At 53.2% G+C, this 17,620-nt stretch carries 17 protein-coding genes; 9 read left to right on the top strand and 8 right to left on the bottom strand.

Annotated features, from left to right (window positions below):
* Positions 1–220 precede the first annotated feature (220 nt).
* Positions 221–2,158, top strand: a complete 1,938-nt coding sequence (gene thrS, locus WBY09_RS10220; RefSeq protein ID WP_336232664.1) for a threonine--tRNA ligase — start codon at positions 221–223, stop codon at positions 2,156–2,158.
* A gap of 74 nt (positions 2,159–2,232) precedes the next feature.
* Here the strand turns inward: thrS and WBY09_RS10215 are convergent, their stop codons facing one another.
* Positions 2,233–2,958, bottom strand: a complete 726-nt coding sequence (locus WBY09_RS10215) for a DUF4126 domain-containing protein (RefSeq protein WP_286792083.1) — start codon at positions 2,956–2,958, stop codon at positions 2,233–2,235.
* Positions 2,959–3,091: 133 nt separating this feature from the next.
* Here WBY09_RS10215 and WBY09_RS10210 point away from each other — a divergent pair, with 133 nt between their 5' ends.
* Both WBY09_RS10210 and WBY09_RS10205 read left to right on the top strand, forming a co-directional pair.
* Positions 3,092–3,559, top strand: coding sequence for a tetratricopeptide repeat protein (locus WBY09_RS10210; RefSeq protein ID WP_286792084.1), 468 nt, complete (start codon positions 3,092–3,094; stop codon positions 3,557–3,559).
* 108 nt (positions 3,560–3,667) lie between these two features.
* Positions 3,668–4,051, top strand: coding sequence for a hypothetical protein (locus WBY09_RS10205; RefSeq protein WP_286792085.1), 384 nt, complete (start codon positions 3,668–3,670; stop codon positions 4,049–4,051).
* A gap of 100 nt (positions 4,052–4,151) precedes the next feature.
* Here WBY09_RS10205 and WBY09_RS10200 read toward each other — a convergent pair whose 3' ends face one another.
* Entirely contained in the window at positions 4,152–4,493 is a 342-nt protein-coding gene (locus WBY09_RS10200; RefSeq protein ID WP_157097734.1) for a hypothetical protein, read from the bottom strand.
* On the opposite strand from WBY09_RS10200, the gene WBY09_RS10195 reads away from it, so the two are divergent.
* On the top strand, positions 4,474–5,610 hold the full coding sequence (locus WBY09_RS10195) for an SPOR domain-containing protein (protein ID WP_336232663.1): 1,137 nt from the start codon (positions 4,474–4,476) through the stop codon (positions 5,608–5,610). The two genes, WBY09_RS10200 and WBY09_RS10195, sit on opposite strands and share 20 nt — an antisense overlap.
* Here the strand turns inward: WBY09_RS10195 and WBY09_RS19915 are convergent.
* Positions 5,600–5,896, bottom strand: coding sequence for a hypothetical protein (locus WBY09_RS19915; protein ID WP_064780967.1), 297 nt, complete (start codon positions 5,894–5,896; stop codon positions 5,600–5,602). The genes WBY09_RS10195 and WBY09_RS19915 overlap by 11 nt on opposite strands.
* Before the next feature lie 205 nt (positions 5,897–6,101).
* On the opposite strand from WBY09_RS19915, the gene msrA reads away from it, so the two are divergent.
* Entirely contained in the window at positions 6,102–6,746 is a 645-nt protein-coding gene (gene msrA, locus WBY09_RS10190) for a peptide-methionine (S)-S-oxide reductase MsrA (RefSeq protein ID WP_064781049.1), read from the top strand.
* Between the two features lie 52 nt (positions 6,747–6,798).
* Here the strand turns inward: msrA and WBY09_RS10185 are convergent, their stop codons facing one another.
* The 5 genes from WBY09_RS10185 to moaB all read right to left on the bottom strand — a co-directional run bounded on the left by WBY09_RS10185 (position 6,799) and on the right by moaB (position 11,295).
* Positions 6,799–7,560, bottom strand: coding sequence for an IclR family transcriptional regulator (locus WBY09_RS10185; RefSeq protein WP_008890731.1), 762 nt, complete (start codon positions 7,558–7,560; stop codon positions 6,799–6,801).
* A 70-nt stretch (positions 7,561–7,630) separates the two neighbouring features.
* Positions 7,631–8,443, bottom strand: a complete 813-nt coding sequence (locus tag WBY09_RS10180; RefSeq protein ID WP_286792087.1) for a hypothetical protein — start codon at positions 8,441–8,443, stop codon at positions 7,631–7,633.
* 185 nt (positions 8,444–8,628) lie between these two features.
* On the bottom strand, positions 8,629–9,657 hold the full coding sequence (locus tag WBY09_RS10175) for a methyl-accepting chemotaxis protein (protein ID WP_286792088.1): 1,029 nt from the start codon (positions 9,655–9,657) through the stop codon (positions 8,629–8,631).
* Between the two features lie 275 nt (positions 9,658–9,932).
* Positions 9,933–10,700: a sulfite exporter TauE/SafE family protein gene (locus WBY09_RS10170; protein ID WP_286792089.1), complete on the bottom strand. Its 768-nt coding sequence runs from the start codon at positions 10,698–10,700 to the stop codon at positions 9,933–9,935.
* 64 nt (positions 10,701–10,764) lie between these two features.
* Complete coding sequence (moaB, locus tag WBY09_RS10165) at positions 10,765–11,295, bottom strand: molybdenum cofactor biosynthesis protein B (protein ID WP_040823811.1); 531 nt, start codon at positions 11,293–11,295, stop codon at positions 10,765–10,767.
* Between the two features lie 421 nt (positions 11,296–11,716).
* On the opposite strand from moaB, the gene WBY09_RS10160 reads away from it, so the two are divergent.
* From WBY09_RS10160 to WBY09_RS10145, 4 genes are all read left to right on the top strand, one after another.
* Positions 11,717–13,669, top strand: coding sequence for an acetoacetate--CoA ligase (locus WBY09_RS10160; protein WP_286792090.1), 1,953 nt, complete (start codon positions 11,717–11,719; stop codon positions 13,667–13,669).
* Positions 13,670–14,163: 494 nt separating this feature from the next.
* Complete coding sequence (locus WBY09_RS10155; RefSeq protein WP_008890737.1) at positions 14,164–15,186, top strand: amino acid ABC transporter substrate-binding protein; 1,023 nt, start codon at positions 14,164–14,166, stop codon at positions 15,184–15,186.
* Positions 15,187–15,303: 117 nt separating this feature from the next.
* Positions 15,304–16,500 (top strand): amino acid ABC transporter permease, encoded by a 1,197-nt coding sequence (locus tag WBY09_RS10150; RefSeq protein WP_008890738.1) that lies wholly within the window; start codon positions 15,304–15,306, stop codon positions 16,498–16,500.
* Between the two features lies 1 nt (position 16,501).
* A complete protein-coding gene (locus WBY09_RS10145) occupies positions 16,502–17,605 on the top strand; it encodes an amino acid ABC transporter permease (RefSeq protein WP_063089713.1) in 1,104 nt (367 codons plus the stop codon).
* Positions 17,606–17,620: the final 15 nt, after the last annotated feature.

Genomic DNA, 17,620 nt, shown 5'->3' with positions numbered 1-17,620 from the left:
TGCACGGCTTTGCCGACAAAAAGTTGAATACCGCCAAAAACACTGCACGCCTGATTGGCGTTGCGGCGGTTCGTGCTGTCCCGAAAGTCGCTTTTTTCAAAGAGCGAACTTGACCTCATCCTGAAATTCCTTTTCTTGTGCATTTACCCCGCGTAAACATGCGGGTCCTATATGTGCATTCCTGAATTATGCCCGCAGATAAAGCAGAGTTGAGCCAACCATGATTGCCCTGACCCTTCCCGATGGTGCCGTGCGCGAATTTGACGGCCCGGTATCGGGTTTCGATGTCGCCAAAAGCATCAGTTCTTCGCTGGCAAAGAAGTCCTTTGCCATCATCGTCAACGGTGAAGTGCGCGACCTCGCGCGCGAGATTGACACTGACGCGACTATCGAAATCGTGACCAAGGGCCATGCGGAAGTTCTGCCGCTGATCCGTCACGATTGTGCGCATGTCATGGCCGAAGCCGTCCAGGAACTTTATCCCGATACGCAGGTCACGATTGGCCCGTCGATCGAGAACGGTTTCTATTACGATTTCGCCCGCGAAACGCCGTTTACGCCCGACGATCTTGTGAAGATCGAAAAACAGATGCACAAGATCATCGAACGCAACGAACAGATCGTGCGCGAGGTCTGGGACCGTGATGAGGCGATCAAGTTCTTCCTTGATAAGGGTGAGAAATACAAAGCCGAGATCATCCGTGATCTTCCGGAAACCGAGACCATTACCTGCTATCGCCAGGGCGATTTCATCGACCTGTGCCGTGGCCCGCATGCACCGTCGACCGGCAAGATTGGCAAGGCCTTCAAGCTGATGAAGGTTGCCGGCGCCTATTGGCGTGGCAATTCGGATAACGAAATGCTGCAGCGTATCTATGGCACTTGCTGGGAAAGCAAGGAAGACCTGGATGCGTATCTGCACATGCTCGAAGAAGCCGAAAAGCGCGATCACCGTCGCCTTGGCCGTGAAATGGACCTGTTCCACATGCAGGAAGAGGCCCAGGGCTCTGTGTTCTGGCATGACAAGGGTCTGAAGCTTTATCGCAAGGTTGAAACCTATATCCGTGATCGCCTTGATGCGGCCGGGTATCAGGAAGTGCGTACGCCGCAGTTGGTTGATCGCGTGCTTTGGGAAAAATCCGGTCACTGGGAAAAGTTCCGCGAGAACATGTTCACCACGACCCCGGATGAAGACGATCCCGAGAAGGTTCTGGCGCTTAAGCCGATGAACTGTCCGTGTCACGTGCAGATCTTCCGTCTTGGCAGCAAGTCCTATCGTGACCTGCCACTGCGTATGGCGGAATTTGGCTGCTGTCACCGCAATGAGCCGTCTGGCGGTCTGCATGGCATCATGCGTGTCCGTCAGTTCATTCAGGATGACGCCCATATCTTCTGCACTGAAGACCAGATTGTCTCTGAAACCAAGATTTTCTGTGACCTTCTGAAATCGGTCTACAAGGATTTCGGCTTTACCGACATTCTTGTGAAATTCTCCGACCGTCCGGAAGTGCGTGCGGGTTCTGACGAGATTTGGGACAAAGCCGAAGCGGCGCTCCGCGAAGCGGCTGAAGAAGCGGGTCTGGCACTTGAAGTCAATCCGGGTGAAGGCGCGTTCTATGGGCCGAAGCTTGAGTTCGTGCTTCGTGATGCCATCGGTCGTGACTGGCAGTGCGGCACGCTTCAGGCTGACTTCGTTCTGCCGGAACGTCTTGATGCATCCTATATGGGTGAAGACGGTGAAAAACACCGCCCGGTCATGCTGCACCGCGCGATCCTTGGCTCGCTTGAACGCTTCATCGGTATTCTGATCGAAAACTATGCCGGTCGTTTGCCGCTGTGGCTGTCCCCGGTTCATGCGGTTGTCTGCACCATTACCAATGATGCCGACGACTATGCCCATGAAGTTAAGGCAGCACTTGAAGCCAAGGGCCTGAATGTTGAGCTCGATACCCGTAACGAGAAGATCAACTACAAGGTCCGCGAACACAGCCATGCAAAGGTTCCGATGATCCTTGCGCTTGGCAAACGCGAAGCCGAAGAAAAAACCGCTTCGGTCCGTCGCATTGGGTTCAAGCACCAGAAGACGTTTGGCATTGAAGAGCTTGGTGATGCGATGGCGGCCGAAATCCGCGATCGCGTGATCGAAGCCGACTTCTGATCGACGTTAGAAACACAACCAATAAAGCCCGCAAGTTAAATACTTGCGGGCTTTTCTTTTGGCTCAAGGTGACCTTATTCAGGCGGAAGTTTGGGTTTGTCCGATGGTGGCAAAGCTGATCCGCCTGCCCCGGACAGATTGAGTTTTGGCAGCCCCGTACCAGTGCTTGCTTGTTGCGCACGCGTTTGGGCGTAGGCCACGGACGGATGGCGCGCATTGCCAAACACCTGTCCAATGAACCGCCAGATCTTTGGCACCAGCCAGACCAGAAGCAGAACGAACAGGGCAAACAACACAAAGAAAACCACCGGATGGAAAGCGACCGTGTACAGCGCGCCAAATACGGCGACATCCTCGGCGACTGAGGCGATGCTGTTGCTAAACGGTTCAGGCGATGTATTGATTGCCGCGCGGCTGCCAGCCTTTGTAAAGTGGCTCCCGGCCGCGACCGTCCCGCCAACCAGCAATGCAATCGCAGTTTGAAGGCCATCGCCCATGCCGGTATCAAGGCCGCTCATGGCGCCTGCGGCAAGAAGTGCGCCGGCGGGAATCCTGATGAAGGTATGAATGGCATCCCAGACACTATCAACGATCGGAATTTTGTCGGCCACAAATTCGATCAGATAAAGGAATATCGCAAGAGCCAGCACCCACCAACTTCCCAGAATCTGAAGCTCCGGCGGCAAATCAAGCAGCCCGAAATTGTTCATAAGACCAAGAATAACCACTGTGCCATAGAGGTTTACACCACTGGCCCAGGCCCCGCCCATTCCCAACGCAAGAGTTTCAATTACCCCCACAGATTAGGCCCTTTCAAAGCCATAATTCTCACCAACAAGTGAACAGGAAAAACGTTCAGTTGTGATAAATCACACTTTCAGCGCGTCCCGACACACGTATTAATGCCAAACCAGATCACAGAAAGGTACGACGATGGACCGTAACGGTGAAACCCCAAAAATGATCAAGGCATGTGCTGTTATGATGATGCTTGCCGCCCCGCTTCTGGCAGGCAACGCTTTTGCAATGGGCAGTTCGGATAGCTGGAGTTCGGAAGGTACCGACCTTTCCGCTGTTACGGAGCTTGTTGATACCGGCATGTACGACATGGCGATCGACAAGATTGAAACCATGCTCGAAGAAGATCCGGAAAATGCAGATCTTTACAATTACCTTGCCTACAGCCAGCGCAAGATGGGTGACTTTGACAGTGCGGCGCAAAACTATGAACGCGCCCTGATGATTGACCCTGAACATGTCGGTGCTCTTGAGTATCAGGGCGAACTTTTCCTTCAGACCGGGAAACCTGAAATGGCTCAGGAAAACCTTGCGCGATTGGAACAGCTTTGTGGCATGGACTGCGAAGAGTACAAAACGCTGGCCAGCAGCATTACGAACTGATCTCTCCCGTTTGACCGTCAAGAGAACCTATTCTTTAGAATAGGTTCTTATTTTTGCACTAACACGCCATATGTCTGTCAAAGTTGTACACAAAAAACAGGAATAAAGATGGCCGACGCGGCACTTAGCAAAAGTTATACTGTGGTTTGCCTGCGCAAGACCGGGAACCTGATGGAGCTCGAACCGGTATCGGACTACAGTTCGGCCCTGAAGACTGCCAAGGATGCGATCAGCAGCAAAGGCAATTCTGAAGTACGGATCGTTGAAAACAAGTATGACCAAGATACCCGCAAGGAAAAGAAGCAGGTCATCAAGATTTTGACATCCGAGAACGCGGGCGGTGCGTTGGGTGCCTCCGGCCGATCTTCTCAAAGCCGTGGCATGACGCGTGAAACGGCAAACAAGGCAACAAAAGGCATCATAAATATCGTCATCGCCGTAACCGTGCTGATTCTGCTTATCGGGATCATGGTTCCATTGGCCATGCGGTGATTATATCTGCCTGCGGTTCCGCCCTTCCGAAGGCTATACCGCTTGCCGTCGAATTTGCTATCTCCCTGATTTCCAAAGACAGCTGATCATCATCGTTGCATTAGCAGGAGTTGTTTTTGCTGGCGATGAAAGATATAACTTTCTGCAATACAGCGATGATCAGGTGAAGCGTGAAAATCAGGTTTGCGACAACAAACACTCCCCTTCGACGCAACTGGGGAAGAATAACTGCCGCAGCTCTCTTGCCGCTCCTGACTGCTTGCAGCACTTCTGATTTTTCGGGCCTTTGGTTCGGTTCATCCACTGCCTCGCAAGAACTAAGTTCTCCATCGAACGAACAATTGCCTGCGGCGGAAAAAACAAGCTTTAACCGGGCCGCCTGTGGTTTGTTTTTCGGCCACACGGCTTCCACCGGCACCGGAATGGCGAAGGATGGCTCCACCCCATCCGAACCGATTTCACTTGATCGAAGCCCCGAGGATAACTTCCTGCAGGCAATTTCTTATGACATGGACGGCAACTATGAAAGTGCGCGCAAACTTTATGTTTGGCTGACCGCGACGCCGCCCGACGCCAAGATCGATCTTGATTGCGGCCAAGATGTGCGGCTTTCAGGCAGCATCAACAGCCTCGCCCAACGACGCCTTGTCACGCTTGATGCGTCTTCTCCGAAATATGCGCGATCCAAAGAAATAGATGCAGTTGTCGCATCCGCCACTGTTGCACCAGGTCCAGAATTACCAAACCCGCCAAAGGTCGAACGTGACCGCCGGTTTTATGAAACCGGTGGCGTGGTAGAGGCAGAACCCGAAGCGCCTACCAGTCCCGTGGTTCGGATGGAGATGGAAGTCAGCGAAAACACGGCGCGACTGACGCGTATTGACCGACAGGCCGCTGCACCCAATGCGACGCCAGAAGCGACGCCCGTCCCCGCAGCTGAGCTAACCGATGGGCCGGCGAGCAGTGGAACGGAAACGGCAGTGTCGAAACTTGCCCCGGTTGCAGCCCCTGCGCCGGTGCCCAGTCAGTCAGTGCAATCCGCGGCACCGGTACCCGTCATTGCTGCGCCGACGATTGCCGGCGACGCAGCATCAACAGAACATAAGGGTGCAATGGTCACCTCAAACGCGCGCCCGACCGAACAGGGTGAACTTGATATTGTTGATCCTAAACCCGATGCACCCATGATCGAACTTCCGATCACCTCGACAGAGCCGGTAGCAACACAAAACGCGATGGCGCCATCAACCGAAAACTCGGCGCCAGCGCAAACTGCCGGTAGCCAAACCGCACAAAGTGATAGCCCCTACTACGCTGTTCAGCTTGCAGCGTATCGTTCGCGCGGACGTGCGGAAGATGCATGGACGAAGTTCCAAAGCGCATCGCATGGCATGCTGGCGGCCGCAGACCATGAAGTCGTCAGCATCGCGATTGAAGGCAAAGGTTTGTTCTTCCGCCTGCTGACCGGAATGTATGCTTCCTCTGGCGAGGCAACGCAGGCTTGCAACAGCTTGAAATCTGCCGGGACGGATTGCCTGGTTCGACGCGTTAGTCCTTAGACCGTTGTCTGGCGGATGCCGCCATCTTTTCAGACCGCATCAAGCCATCCGGGCGGGTTTTCCGACCGTGTCTTCGAACGAAACCGGGCATCTTTGCCAAAAAAAATTCGATCTTAGTGTTGTGCCGGTAATACCGCCAACGCAGATGCTGGATAAATCGCCGCGTTCGTTTTGATCCGGCTGCCAACAATGGAATACCAAGCGCAATAAACACCATGCCAAAAAATGGTGGTGGCAATGGCAGGAACAAAAGCCCGACCAGCAAACTGAACGCCCCCAACAGCATCAAAGCTGTCGATTTCAAATGCTTGAACCTGTGCAAAGCCATTCCATCATGCAGTTCCATGAACTTTGGGTGCGGATTATCCGCGTGATCGCGGGTGCCGCCAAAAGAATGTTCAAAGACATTTGATCAAGACGGGAATTGCTATTGTGCGCTTCTGGAGTACATTGCAGGCATGAACGCAAATTCTTCTTCGGGAAATCAAGACATGTTCTCCGTGCTGAAATCAGACAAACCCAAAATGCCAACCGCTGACACCGCGCTTCCGGGACGCGAAGAAGCACTGCCGGTTGCCGATGCCAATATCGTCACAGGCAATCCGATGAAGGGCCCCTTCCCGGGTCATCTGGAAATTGCCGTCTTTGGCATGGGATGCTTCTGGGGGGCGGAACGCCTGTTCTGGAAAGCTGAAGGCGTTTACAGCACTGCTGTTGGCTATGCTGGTGGCTTCACCAAGAACCCGACCTATCGCGAAGTTTGCAGCGGTATGACAGGTCATGCCGAAGTGGTGTTGGTCGTCTTTGATCCTGCTATGACGTCCTATTCAGCGCTTTTGAAGCTGTTTTGGGAAAACCACGACCCGACTCAGGGGATGCGTCAGGGCAATGACATCGGCACCCAGTACAGGTCCGTCATCTACACCTTTACGCCTGAACAACAGCAAGCGGCCGTTCAGTCACGTCAGGACTACAACGCTGCACTGAAAGAAGCAGGTCAAGCCGACGTGACAACCGAAGTCACCGGGGCACCGGAATTCTTTTATGCCGAGGACTTCCATCAGCAATACCTTCACAAGAATCCTGATGGCTATTGCGGGCTCGGCGGCACTGGCGTTTCCTGCCCGGGTATGTAAACAGCAATCCGACTGAGCAGGATCGCTTTGGTCCGTGGAAGAACGCCGGTCTTTAGACCGGCTTTCCTCCATATTCACGGCTCAGGTCGGCGCAGACACGGCGTATTTTAAGCCCCAATTGCTCGATATGGTCGTTTGGAATACGGGCCGCGGGCCCCGAAAGTGATAATGCCGCGATTGGCAAACCCGTTTCATCACGGACAACGCCCGCAACACAACGCAGACCAACCGCGTGCTCTTCATCATCAAGGGCATAGCCACGCTGACGGCAACGCTCCAGATCCTTTTCAAGAGCTTCCTGGGTTATCAGGGTTCGTTCGGTAATTTTTGGCAACCCGTGCTTTGCGACGACCGAATGCAGTTCTTCTTCAGGCAAAAAGGCAAGCAAGGCCTTGCCAACGCCCGAGCAGTGCATCAACGCCCGGCGACCGGGTGTGACGAGTGCGCGCATCATTTTGCGGCATTCCACCTGCGACAGGAAGATGACCTCCCCACCGTCTGCGACAGCAAGATTGACCGTTTCACCGCTGTCTTCCATGAGTGCGCGCATATAGGGGCGCGCGATCTGGCTGAGATTGCGATTTTTGGTAAACGAATTGCCGACGCTGAAAGCCTGAACCCCTACGAACCAAAGGGTGCGCTCCCCCTCGAACGATACATAGCGTTCGTGCTGCATGGTGGTCAGCAACCGGTGTGCTGTCGAGGGCGGCAATTTCACCTGATGGGAAATTTCGGTCAGGGTCATCCCGTCTTCGCTTTCGGCAAGCGCGTTGAGGATACTTAACGCCCGTACCAGTGACTGGACTTGCTGCATTCAGCGACTACTCCCTGTGTGCGGTCGATTTGACCGACCATCATTGTCGTGTTCTCTGAATGTTAGGAGATCATTGCACTGCTTGCACGGACTTTTGGCGGACCCAGACGAAAGTGGTGTACCCGACCAGATAGACCGTAGCAGCACCAAAGGCGCAAAGCGTGCCCAAGCCAAGCCCAAGAACAGGGTAACCAAGGGTCACGGCAAGGATATAAACCCAGAGCGCCCCCATTCCCCTTGGAAAGTTTCGAATAACCGTATGCACCGGTTCGGCCCCATAGGTGAAATGAAGGATCAACATCATGGGATAGAGTGTGACGGGGAAACCTGACAATAACCCTGCCCAGCGCGGACCAATCCACGCCGCCATGCCACTGATGACCAGAACGATGATGGCCGCCAGTGAAGCACGAAGCAAAACAACCCGCTTGGTCAGGCGAACCCGATTGAGAATGCGCACATTCTCGATCTTGCGGAAAAGGATGAGTGCCACAACGATCGCAACCAGCAAAATCACCGCCGCCTGCGTCAAGCTCATCGGTGCGAGCTGAAACAACCAGGAGACCGACAGATAAGTGACAAACGCCCCGAGCGAACTGAGAAGAATCTGTGGAAAGACAGGCAGGCGGACGCATTGGCGCGACACAATGAAATAGGCATACAGAAAGGTTAAGGTCGCAATCAGGCCGGGCAAGGCGTACACCGCGCTTTCACTTGCGAAGGCAACACCCTGCTCGATTGCGATGAAATACAAAAGGATGGCTGTTCCCAACGGGTAACCTGACAACACACCGGCCACACGTGGTCCTGCCCGTTCTGCAAGCATCGAAAGCCCCAGCACCGTTCCAATTGACACGGCAATTTTGGCAAGGATCAGTTCCAACAGCTTTCATCCTTTAAGGCAGATACGATGACATTTTATCAATAAAGTGACAGCATCGTTATCTCTTTTCATGCCAAGGGGCAAGCGCAAACACCTGAGCACAAAACAAAAGAAGACGGGCACTAACACAAGGTACCCGTCTTCGTTTAGCAGATCGATATCGCCGTTTTCCTGGACGTCGACGTTTAGGCGGCGGCATTTTCCGCTCTTGGTGTTTGAACGATAACCCCACGCCAGCCGAGCCCTTGATAGGTCTCGTAACCTGGTGTCAAGGCGTAGGCCACAAGGGATCCGTCTTCAAGCAGATAGGCCCCGCGAGCAGGATCATCGACCCGCAGATTAAATGTTTCGCTGAGCACGCCGCGGTCATCGGAAGCAGCAAGGACCCGATTTTTTGCGTCGATCAACATCACCCGGGTACGTTCACGTTCTTCCGCGTTGAAGTTCAGCGATTTGACGATCATCGGCGCCTGGCTTTCCCAGTCAAAGAAGACCCCCAAAACACCAATAACATCGCCATCAACAGAACCGCCCCTGCGCACGGCGGTCGCATAAGTCGGGGTTGCGGCATTGTTTAATAGCGAATTGGCTGCCACATCCGCGACGGCATAATGTCCGCCATCGCGACAGCGCAACGCTTCCTGAAACCAGCCCTGACCAGAAACATTTTGCCCCATCACGCGATAGGAGTCCGGGCGTCCGTTGGCAATAACGTTCCCGTTCCTGTCAGCCACCCAAAGATCAAGATACACAGTATAGGAATCAAGGATCACACCGAGCCGTTCCGATGCACGCAACGCAAACGCAGGGTCTTGCAGATTTTCACAAACATCGACCACGGCTGCGTCAGTTGCCCACCAGCGCACATCGCAAGATCGTTCGTACAGGTTGCGGTCCATCAATTCGACAGAATAGCGGGCAAGGTCGGCAAAACGATCACCGCGAACCGTCTGCGCTGTTTTCTCCAGATCGGAGGCAAGCGTCAGAAACATGTCTTCAAGTTCTTCGGTAATCACGTTCACACGCTGCGAGATTTCCTTGACCTCGTTGGCAACAACGCCAAAACCCCGGCCCACTTCGCCTGCGCGCGCAGCCTCGATCAACGCATTCAGTGCAAGGGTTCGTGTTGCCCGTGTAACGGCCTTGATTTCGGTAATTTTATCATTGGCTTGCCCGGAAATTGCTGTCGCAACCTGCAGAATTCTTTCTGGCATTTAAATAAAGCTCCCATATGCGCATCAGGTTTCCTCCTGGCTGCTGATCGCGTGCTTTTATTCGCCATCCATTCTGCTTGTCTTTGCAGCACTGATATCTAATAAGCCACTTATACCATTACGTAAATACAGGATTATACCCGGACCACACGGCTATCTAATGGGCATATGCCATGTCCACCCTAAAGCGAGTGGACATATAGCATCAAAACCACTGATCGATACGCCGATAGTTAGTGTGGTGCTGTAAAGTACCGCGCAAACCGATGCGATGTTCAGGCTGTAAATTCGAGGATCGAATCCGCAAGCAGCTTAATCCCGGTCAGGAACAACAGGCTGTAGCAAACCCGGTAGAACAATTTGACACTGACTTTGTCATGCGCCCACAAGCCAAGCCATGTCCCGAACAGCGCGATCGGCACGAACAAAAGTGATGTTCCGAGGTTGGATGCATCGAATTGCCCAAGCAGCGCATAAGGGATCAGTTTGACGTAATTGACGACAATGAAGAACATGACTGTCGTGCCGACAAAGATCGATTTGTCCATTCGCTGCGGCAGCAGATAAACCGATACCGGTGGCCCGCCCGCGTGGGCGACGAAACTGGTAAAACCTGCGAGTGCACCAAGAACTGTACCCTTGCCGATCGTTGCCCTGCCCGGTGCACCGGTTTCCTTCCGGCCACGAAGCCAGTGATCAAGGGTAAAGATGATCGCGATCATTGCGATGATCAATTTGACGGCTGCCTCGTTCAAGTAGCTGAAAGACAATGTCCCGACAAGAATGCCCAACAATGCAGCCGGCACCAGGATCTTCATGTTCCGGCGATCCCAGCGATTGCGATATGCCCAGACATTTGCAAGGTCCATTAGGCACAGAATGGGAAGCATGATCGCCGCGGCTCCCTGTGGTGATACCGCCAAGGCCATCAAAGGCACAGCCACAACACCGAGCCCGCCGCCAAAGCCGCTTTTTGAAACACCGGCAATCAAGACGGCGGGAATGCCGACAACATAGAAAAACGGATCCGAGATAAATTCCATCGGAAGTCCTTGTTAATTGGGGAATTCAGGGATCGCGGGCAATGGATATGGACGGCGTGCGCCTTTATTCTTCAAGAAGACGCGGCATGAGCTCGACGAAGTTGCACGGCCGATGGCGGATATCAAGCTGATAGGTCAGAATTTCGTCCCAGGCATCTTTGCATGCCCCGGTCGATCCGGGTAACGCAAACATATAGGTTCCCATACACACCCCTGCAGTCGCCCGTGATTGCACCGTGGATGTGCCAATTTTCTGATATGATATCCAGCGGAACAGTTCGCCGAAGCCCGGTATTTCCTTTTCGTAGATTGCCCGGTGGGCCTCTACCGTCACGTCGCGCCCGGTAACACCTGTGCCGCCGGTGGTAATGATCACATCGACATCCGGGTTTGAGCACCAAGCACCGAGCTGCTTGCGCAAGGCCAATTGATCGTCTTTCAGGATTTTGCGTTCATAAACGTGATGGCCCTTGGCGATGATGCGTTCACAAAGAACCTCGCCCGAGGTGTCGTTATGGAGATCGCGCGTATCGCTGACAGTCAATACGGCAATATTGATCGATACAAAGGGTTGGCTTTCGTCAATACCTGCCACGGTTATCTCCATGTCTCGTAAAATGCTGTGTCAACCTAATATGCCCAGACAGGCGTGCAAGCGTTTTCACGTGCAAGACACGCCAGCATCGCAACCCAACGAATCACGATAGAACAAAAACTGGCCGCCATTTGATATTTTATTAGTCTTGCGGGCTATTTTTATGCTCCAACCCGCAATATTTTTGAGCATCACAATTTCGTATATTTATAACTTTTAGACAGGTACTTATGAAAATAATCTCACCTTATATATGATGAAAAACAAGACAATTGGTATTACCAGTTAAGGACATCTGTGTTACTTCACTTGCTGGTCCGCATTTTTACGCCTAGAAAAGCGGTAAAGGACTACCAATTTGGCGCCCTCAAAGGATGCGCCGACGAGATCGAAACGTTCGGCAGGAAACAGAGGACTCATGATGAGCGACTTTCTTTGGCAACCGACGAAAGAACGCGTTGAAAATGCAAACGTCACCCGCTTTCGCGACTGGGTGAATGAAAAGCATGCGCTTAACCTTCAGAGTTTCACCGAACTCTATGACTGGTCCGTTGCAGAGATTGAGCGTTTCTGGCCTGCTCTTATCGAATATGCCGATTTGAAAGCGGAAACATGGGGCGACCGTGTCCTGATCGACGGCAACAAAATGCCGGGCGCCCAGTTCTTCCCGGATGCGCGCCTGAACTTTGCCGAGAACCTTCTGGTCCGTGATGACAACATCGACGCCCTGATCTTCTGGGGTGAAGACAAGGTCAAAAGCCGCCTATCCTGGGCGGAACTTAATATTGCGGTATCAAAATTCTCACAGGCTCTTCGCGTAGAGGGCGTTGGCAAGGGTGATCGCGTATGCGGCTATATGCCAAACATGTCTGAAACCGTGATTGCGATGCTGGCAACGGCAGCCATCGGGGCAACCTGGTCTTCCGCCTCACCTGATTTCGGCGTTCAGGGTGTTGTAGACCGCTTTGGCCAGATCGAACCAACCGTGATGATCACCGTTGACGGTTATCACTATAACGGCAAGCAACACGACATCCGCGAAAAGGTTCACGATGTTGTCGAGCGGATCGACAGCCTTAAAAAGGTCGTCATCGTGCCCTATGCCTTTGACGGCGCCAACACGACGGATATCCGCAGCGCCGTCACCTATGACGACTTCATTGCCCCCTTCCGGACCGAGAAAATCGTCTTTGAGCAAGTCGAGTTCAATCACCCGCTTTATGTAATGTTCTCGTCTGGGACGACGGGCAAGCCGAAATGCATTGTTCACGGCACGGGCGGAACGCTGCTGAAACAGGTTTCGGAACATATCCTGCATTGTGATGTCGCGCCCGGTGATCGCGTTTTCTATTTCACCACTTGTGGCTGGATGATGTGGAACTGGTTGATGGCGGGCCTTGCGGCCGGTGCAACCCTTCTGCTTTATGATGGCTCGCCCTTCTATCCGAGTGGCAATATCCTGTTTGATTATGCCGATGCAGAAGGCATGACGCTGTTTGGCACATCTGCCAAATATATTGATGCGTTGGCCAAGGCCGAACTCAAACCGCGAGAAACACACGATCTGTCCACTGTGCGTGCGATGACGTCAACCGGCTCGCCGCTTGCACCGGAAAGCTTCGATTACGTTTATCGCGACATCAAAGAATACATCCATCTGGCGTCCATTTCGGGCGGCACAGATATCCTTGGCTGCTTTGTGCTGGCTTGCCCCGTCCTGCCAGTCAAACGTGGCGTCATCCAGACCCGTGCCCTTGGTGTTGCTGTCGATGTGTTTGACGACGATGGCAACTCCGTGCGGAACGAAAAAGGTGAACTGGTTTGCACCAAACCATTCCCATCGATGCCGGTCGGCTTCTGGAACGACCCGGATGGTTCGCGGTATCACAGCGCCTATTTTGACCGGTTTGATAACATCTGGTGCCATGGTGACTATGTCGAGCTTGATGATGATGGCGGCATGGTCATTTATGGGCGCTCGGATGCGACCCTTAACCCCGGCGGCGTTCGCATCGGCACGGCAGAGATTTATCGCCAGGTAGAAAAACTACCTGAAATTCAGGAATCGATTGTGATCGGCCAGGACTGGGATAACGACGTTCGGGTGATCCTGTTTGTTGTGCTCCGCGACAATTACGAATTGGATACCGCACTTATCGACAAGATCAAGAAGCAGATCCGCAACAACTGCACCCCACGCCACGTCCCCGCCAAGGTGCTTGCGGTTGCCGATATCCCGCGGACAAAATCGGGGAAAATTACCGAACTCGCTGTTCGTGATGTTGTCCACGGACGGCCGGTAAAAAATCAGGAAGCCTTGGCCAACCCGACGGCACTGGAACTGTTTTCCAACCTGTCGGAACTGAAAACCTGATCAAGACAAGCCCCGCATCTCAAAGCGGGGCTTTTTCGTGCCGATCCTGTTTTGCAAGATGCTCGACCGCGCTGCTTAACGAATGCCGCTCCCGATTCCGCACTGCACCCATGCGTATTTTTTAAACAGCGTGAACTGATGCACTTTTTTTGATCATGACCGATTTTTTGGTGAAAAAAAGTTCGTGCAATTCTCGGTCTTGCCGGTGATCAGAACGAAACTACTACTAGGTTATTGAATATATGAGACAAACAAAGTTTTGTATATTTTATGTGATCGTATGTCCGCGCGATATAACCGCAGAAAAAGCCTCAATTTTTAGCCAGCACCGTAGGTTCTAATGTTGCCAAAATTTTTTCACACTTGACACAAGGCGGCCTAAAATTTCTTAATTTGGCGGTCCGATGTTCTTCGGACGAATGGATATGCGGCTGTGCATATCCAGGGTGGCACAAAAGCTAAAAACAATGCTTTGCTAATAAGGGAGCTATCTTATGAAAATCCAGACGATCCTTGCCGCTGGCGCAATGACCGTTGCAGCCGTTGCCGCGCAGAACGCACAGGCAGGTGCCGTTCTTGACGGCATCAAGGCCAAAGGTTTCGTTCAGTGCGGCGTGAACACCGGTCTTCCGGGTTTCTCCGCTGCCAATGCCGAAGGTAAATGGGAAGGTATTGACGTTGACGTCTGCCGTGCAGCAGCTGCTGCAGTTTTTGGTGACGCAAACGCCGTTCAGTACACCCCGCTGACCGCAGCACAGCGCTTCACGGCTCTGCAGTCCGGTGAAATCGACATCCTGTCGCGTAACACCACTGCAACCACCACCCGTGATGCGAAACTGGGTCTGACCTTTGTCGGCATCAACTACTATGACGGTCAGGGCTTCCTGATCCCGAAAGCTCTCGGCGTTTCCAGCGCAACCGAGCTTGACGGTGCGACCGTCTGCGTTGAGCCGGGCACCACGACCGAGCTGAACCTCGCTGACTACTTCCGCGCCAAAGGCATGTCCTTCGAGCCGGTCGTTATCGAGAACATCAACGAAGCAACCGCAGCCTTCTTCTCTGGTCGTTGCGACGTTTACACCACCGATGCTTCGGGTCTTGCTTCCATCCGTACCCAGATGGCTGAAAATCCGGCTGACTATGTGATCCTTCCGGAAATCATCTCCAAAGAGCCGCTCGGCCCGGTTGTCGCCCAGGGCGACGAACAGTGGTCGGACGTTGTTCGCTGGGCTTTTGCTGCGATGGTTGAAGCAGAAGAGTATGGCGTCACCATGGAAAATGTTGACGACATGAAAGCAAACAGCACCAACCCGGGCATTCAGCGTCTGCTGGGCGTTTCGCCGGGCATGGGTGAAGCTCTTGGTCTTGACGAAGCTTGGGCATACAACATCGTCAAGCAGGTCGGTAACTATGGCGAAAGCTATGAGAAAAACGTTACCGCCAAGCTCGGTCTTGAGCGTGGTCTGAACGCTCTGTGGACCGATGGTGGCCTGCAGTATGCATGGCCGGTTCGCTAATCGCTAGCAAACCGACTGCCTAAACCTACGAAGCTCCGCCCCACTGCCTGAACGCATGGGCGGAGCTTTTCGTTAGGTGCTTGCTGATTTTGGATACAATCTACACCTGAGGGTCATATGAGTAAGCCTCAAAATGCCCCGGGGGATGTTCGTTCCAAGGGCCTCGTTGATTATCTCAATGACGAAAACGTCCGTGCGGTGCTTTATCAAGTCGTCGCAATTGGACTGATCGTTCTTGCGGGCTGGTACCTGGTGTCCAACACCTTGTACAACCTTGAACAACAGAACATCTCAACCGGTTACGGGTTCCTTGATCTTGAAGCTTCCTTCGAGATCAGCGAAACCATGATCGACTACAGCGCCCAAAGCGACTATGCGACGGCGTTGATGGTCGGTCTTCTGAACACTGTGAAGGTGTCACTGCTTGGGATCATTTTGTGTACGATTATCGGGACAATCTTTGGCGTTGCGCGCCTGTCCTCGAACTGGATCGTTCGCAAACTTGCGACTGTGTATGTTGAAACGTTCCGGAACATTCCGGTCCTGTTGCAACTCTTCTTCTGGTACGCACTTATTCCAAGCGCTTTCCCGCATCCACGCGACGCGCTGGAGCCTCTGCCCGGTGTTTTGCTGACGTCGCGCGGTATGTATTTACCGGTGCCGGAACCTGATAACGCCTACACCCTTATGACCATTGCGGCCGTGATTGCCTGCGTTGTGATCTATTTCGTCAGGAAATGGGCCAAGAAACGCCAGGACGCCACAGGTCAGCCCTTCCCGATGCTTCTTGCCGGGATCGGTATTTTTGTCGGTCTCGTCCTTGCTGCCTATCTGGCAGGTGGCGCACCGACCGACATGAGCATGCCGGCCCTCAAAGGCTTTAACATTCAGGGTGGCTACAACATTTCGCCTGAATTCATGGCAGTTCTGATCGGTCTTACGGTTTACACCTCGACCTATGTTGCCGAGGTTGTTCGTTCCGGTATTCAGGCTGTTCCGAATGGCCAGTGGGAAGCTGCCGACAGTTTGGGCATTCGCCGTTCTATTGCGCTTCGCAAGGTGATCCTGCCGCAATCGATGCGTGTCGCGATCCCGCCACTGACCAACCAGTATCTTAACCTGACCAAGAACAGCTCTTTGGCTGTTGCCGTCGGTTATCCGGATCTGGTTTCTGTTTCCAACACGACCATGAACCAGACAGGTCAGGCGATCGAGGCCATCTCGATCTTCATGTCGATCTATCTTGGTTTGTCCTTGTTGACCTCGCTCTTTATGAACTGGTTCAACAAGAAAATGGCACTGGTGGAGAGGTAACATGTCAGAAAACGCAAAATTACCTCCTCTTCCGACCGGCACCTTTTCCGAGCGTGCCGTGGCATGGTCGAAAAAGAACCTGTTTGATGGATGGTTCAACACCCTCCTGACCCTTGGTTCGATTGCATTCCTCGTTTGGCTGATCCCGCCAATCGTCGAGTGGGCCATCATCAATGCGACGTTGGCGCCATCAATTGAGGCCTGCGCGGAAGCGACAGGTGCCTGCTGGGGGTTCGTTAATGCCAATTTACGACTGATCCTGTTTGGCACCTACCCGTTTGAAGAACAGTGGCGGCCGCTTCTTGCCATGATCCTTCTGATGGGAATCATTTGCGGCAGTCTGGGTGCGGTTAAGTATCCGAGCCTGCGCAAGGCAATCATTCCGATGTGGGTCATTGGTGTGCCGATTATTGCCATCCTCATGTGGGGTGGTGTGTTTGGCCTTACCTATGTCCAGAACAGCTATTGGGGTGGCTTGCCGCTGACCCTGATCCTGTCCTCGATCGGTGTGATCTTTGCTTTCCCGTTCGGGCTGCTGCTGGCACTTGGTCGTCAGTCGCACATGCCGGCCATCAAAACCGTTTCCGTGGTGTATATCGAAGTCATTCGTGGTGTGCCGCTGATTACGGTTCTGTTCATGGCATCGGTCATGTTCCCGCTGTTCCTGCCAGATGGGGTTACCATCGACAAGCTGCTGCGTGCGCAGATCGGTATCATCCTGTTTACCGCCGCCTACCTCGCCGAGGTATTCCGTGGTGGTCTACAGGCCGTTCCGCGTGGTCAGTTTGAGGCTGGTGACAGTCTTGCGCTGTCTTATTGGCAATCGATGCGTCTGATCATTTTGCCGCAGGCACTGCGTCTGGTGATCCCGCCGACCGTTAACAGCTTTATTTCCATGTTCAAGGACACCACACTGGTCGTGATTATCGGCCTGTTTGACTTCCTTGGCACGGTGAAGCTGGCACTGCGCAGTGACCCGGCCTGGACCAAATATTACGTCGAAGGTTATGCCTTCGCCGCGGCAATATTCTTCCTGATCTGTTTCTCGATGGCGAAATATTCCGCCTATCTTGAAAAAGAGCTTCGCAAAGGCGAACAAAGGTAAGGAGTGAGGAAAAAA

Source organism: Thalassospira sp. CH_XMU1458 (assembly GCF_037027205.1).
GTDB lineage: Bacteria > Pseudomonadota > Alphaproteobacteria > Rhodospirillales > Thalassospiraceae > Thalassospira > Thalassospira tepidiphila.
The sequence above is the reverse complement of the archived record's forward strand: the minus strand, read 5'-3'. Positions and strand labels throughout refer to the sequence as shown.

Excerpts from the sequence above, each read along its gene's own strand:
- thrS (WP_336232664.1), top strand. The coding sequence starts at position 221 with ATGATTGCCCTGACCCTTCCCGATGGTGCCGTGCGCGAATTTGACGGC.
- WBY09_RS10210 (WP_286792084.1), top strand. The coding sequence starts at position 3,092 with ATGGACCGTAACGGTGAAACCCCAAAAATGATCAAGGCATGTGCTGTT.
- WBY09_RS10205 (WP_286792085.1), top strand. The coding sequence starts at position 3,668 with ATGGCCGACGCGGCACTTAGCAAAAGTTATACTGTGGTTTGCCTGCGC.
- WBY09_RS10195 (WP_336232663.1), top strand. The coding sequence starts at position 4,474 with ATGGCGAAGGATGGCTCCACCCCATCCGAACCGATTTCACTTGATCGA.
- WBY09_RS19915 (WP_064780967.1), bottom strand. The coding sequence starts at position 5,896 with ATGCTGTTGGGGGCGTTCAGTTTGCTGGTCGGGCTTTTGTTCCTGCCA.
- msrA (WP_064781049.1), top strand. The coding sequence starts at position 6,102 with ATGTTCTCCGTGCTGAAATCAGACAAACCCAAAATGCCAACCGCTGAC.
- WBY09_RS10185 (WP_008890731.1), bottom strand. The coding sequence starts at position 7,560 with ATGCAGCAAGTCCAGTCACTGGTACGGGCGTTAAGTATCCTCAACGCG.
- WBY09_RS10175 (WP_286792088.1), bottom strand. The coding sequence starts at position 9,657 with ATGCCAGAAAGAATTCTGCAGGTTGCGACAGCAATTTCCGGGCAAGCC.
- WBY09_RS10170 (WP_286792089.1), bottom strand. The coding sequence starts at position 10,700 with ATGGAATTTATCTCGGATCCGTTTTTCTATGTTGTCGGCATTCCCGCC.
- WBY09_RS10160 (WP_286792090.1), top strand. The coding sequence starts at position 11,717 with ATGAGCGACTTTCTTTGGCAACCGACGAAAGAACGCGTTGAAAATGCA.
- WBY09_RS10155 (WP_008890737.1), top strand. The coding sequence starts at position 14,164 with ATGAAAATCCAGACGATCCTTGCCGCTGGCGCAATGACCGTTGCAGCC.
- WBY09_RS10150 (WP_008890738.1), top strand. The coding sequence starts at position 15,304 with ATGAGTAAGCCTCAAAATGCCCCGGGGGATGTTCGTTCCAAGGGCCTC.
- WBY09_RS10145 (WP_063089713.1), top strand. The coding sequence starts at position 16,502 with ATGTCAGAAAACGCAAAATTACCTCCTCTTCCGACCGGCACCTTTTCC.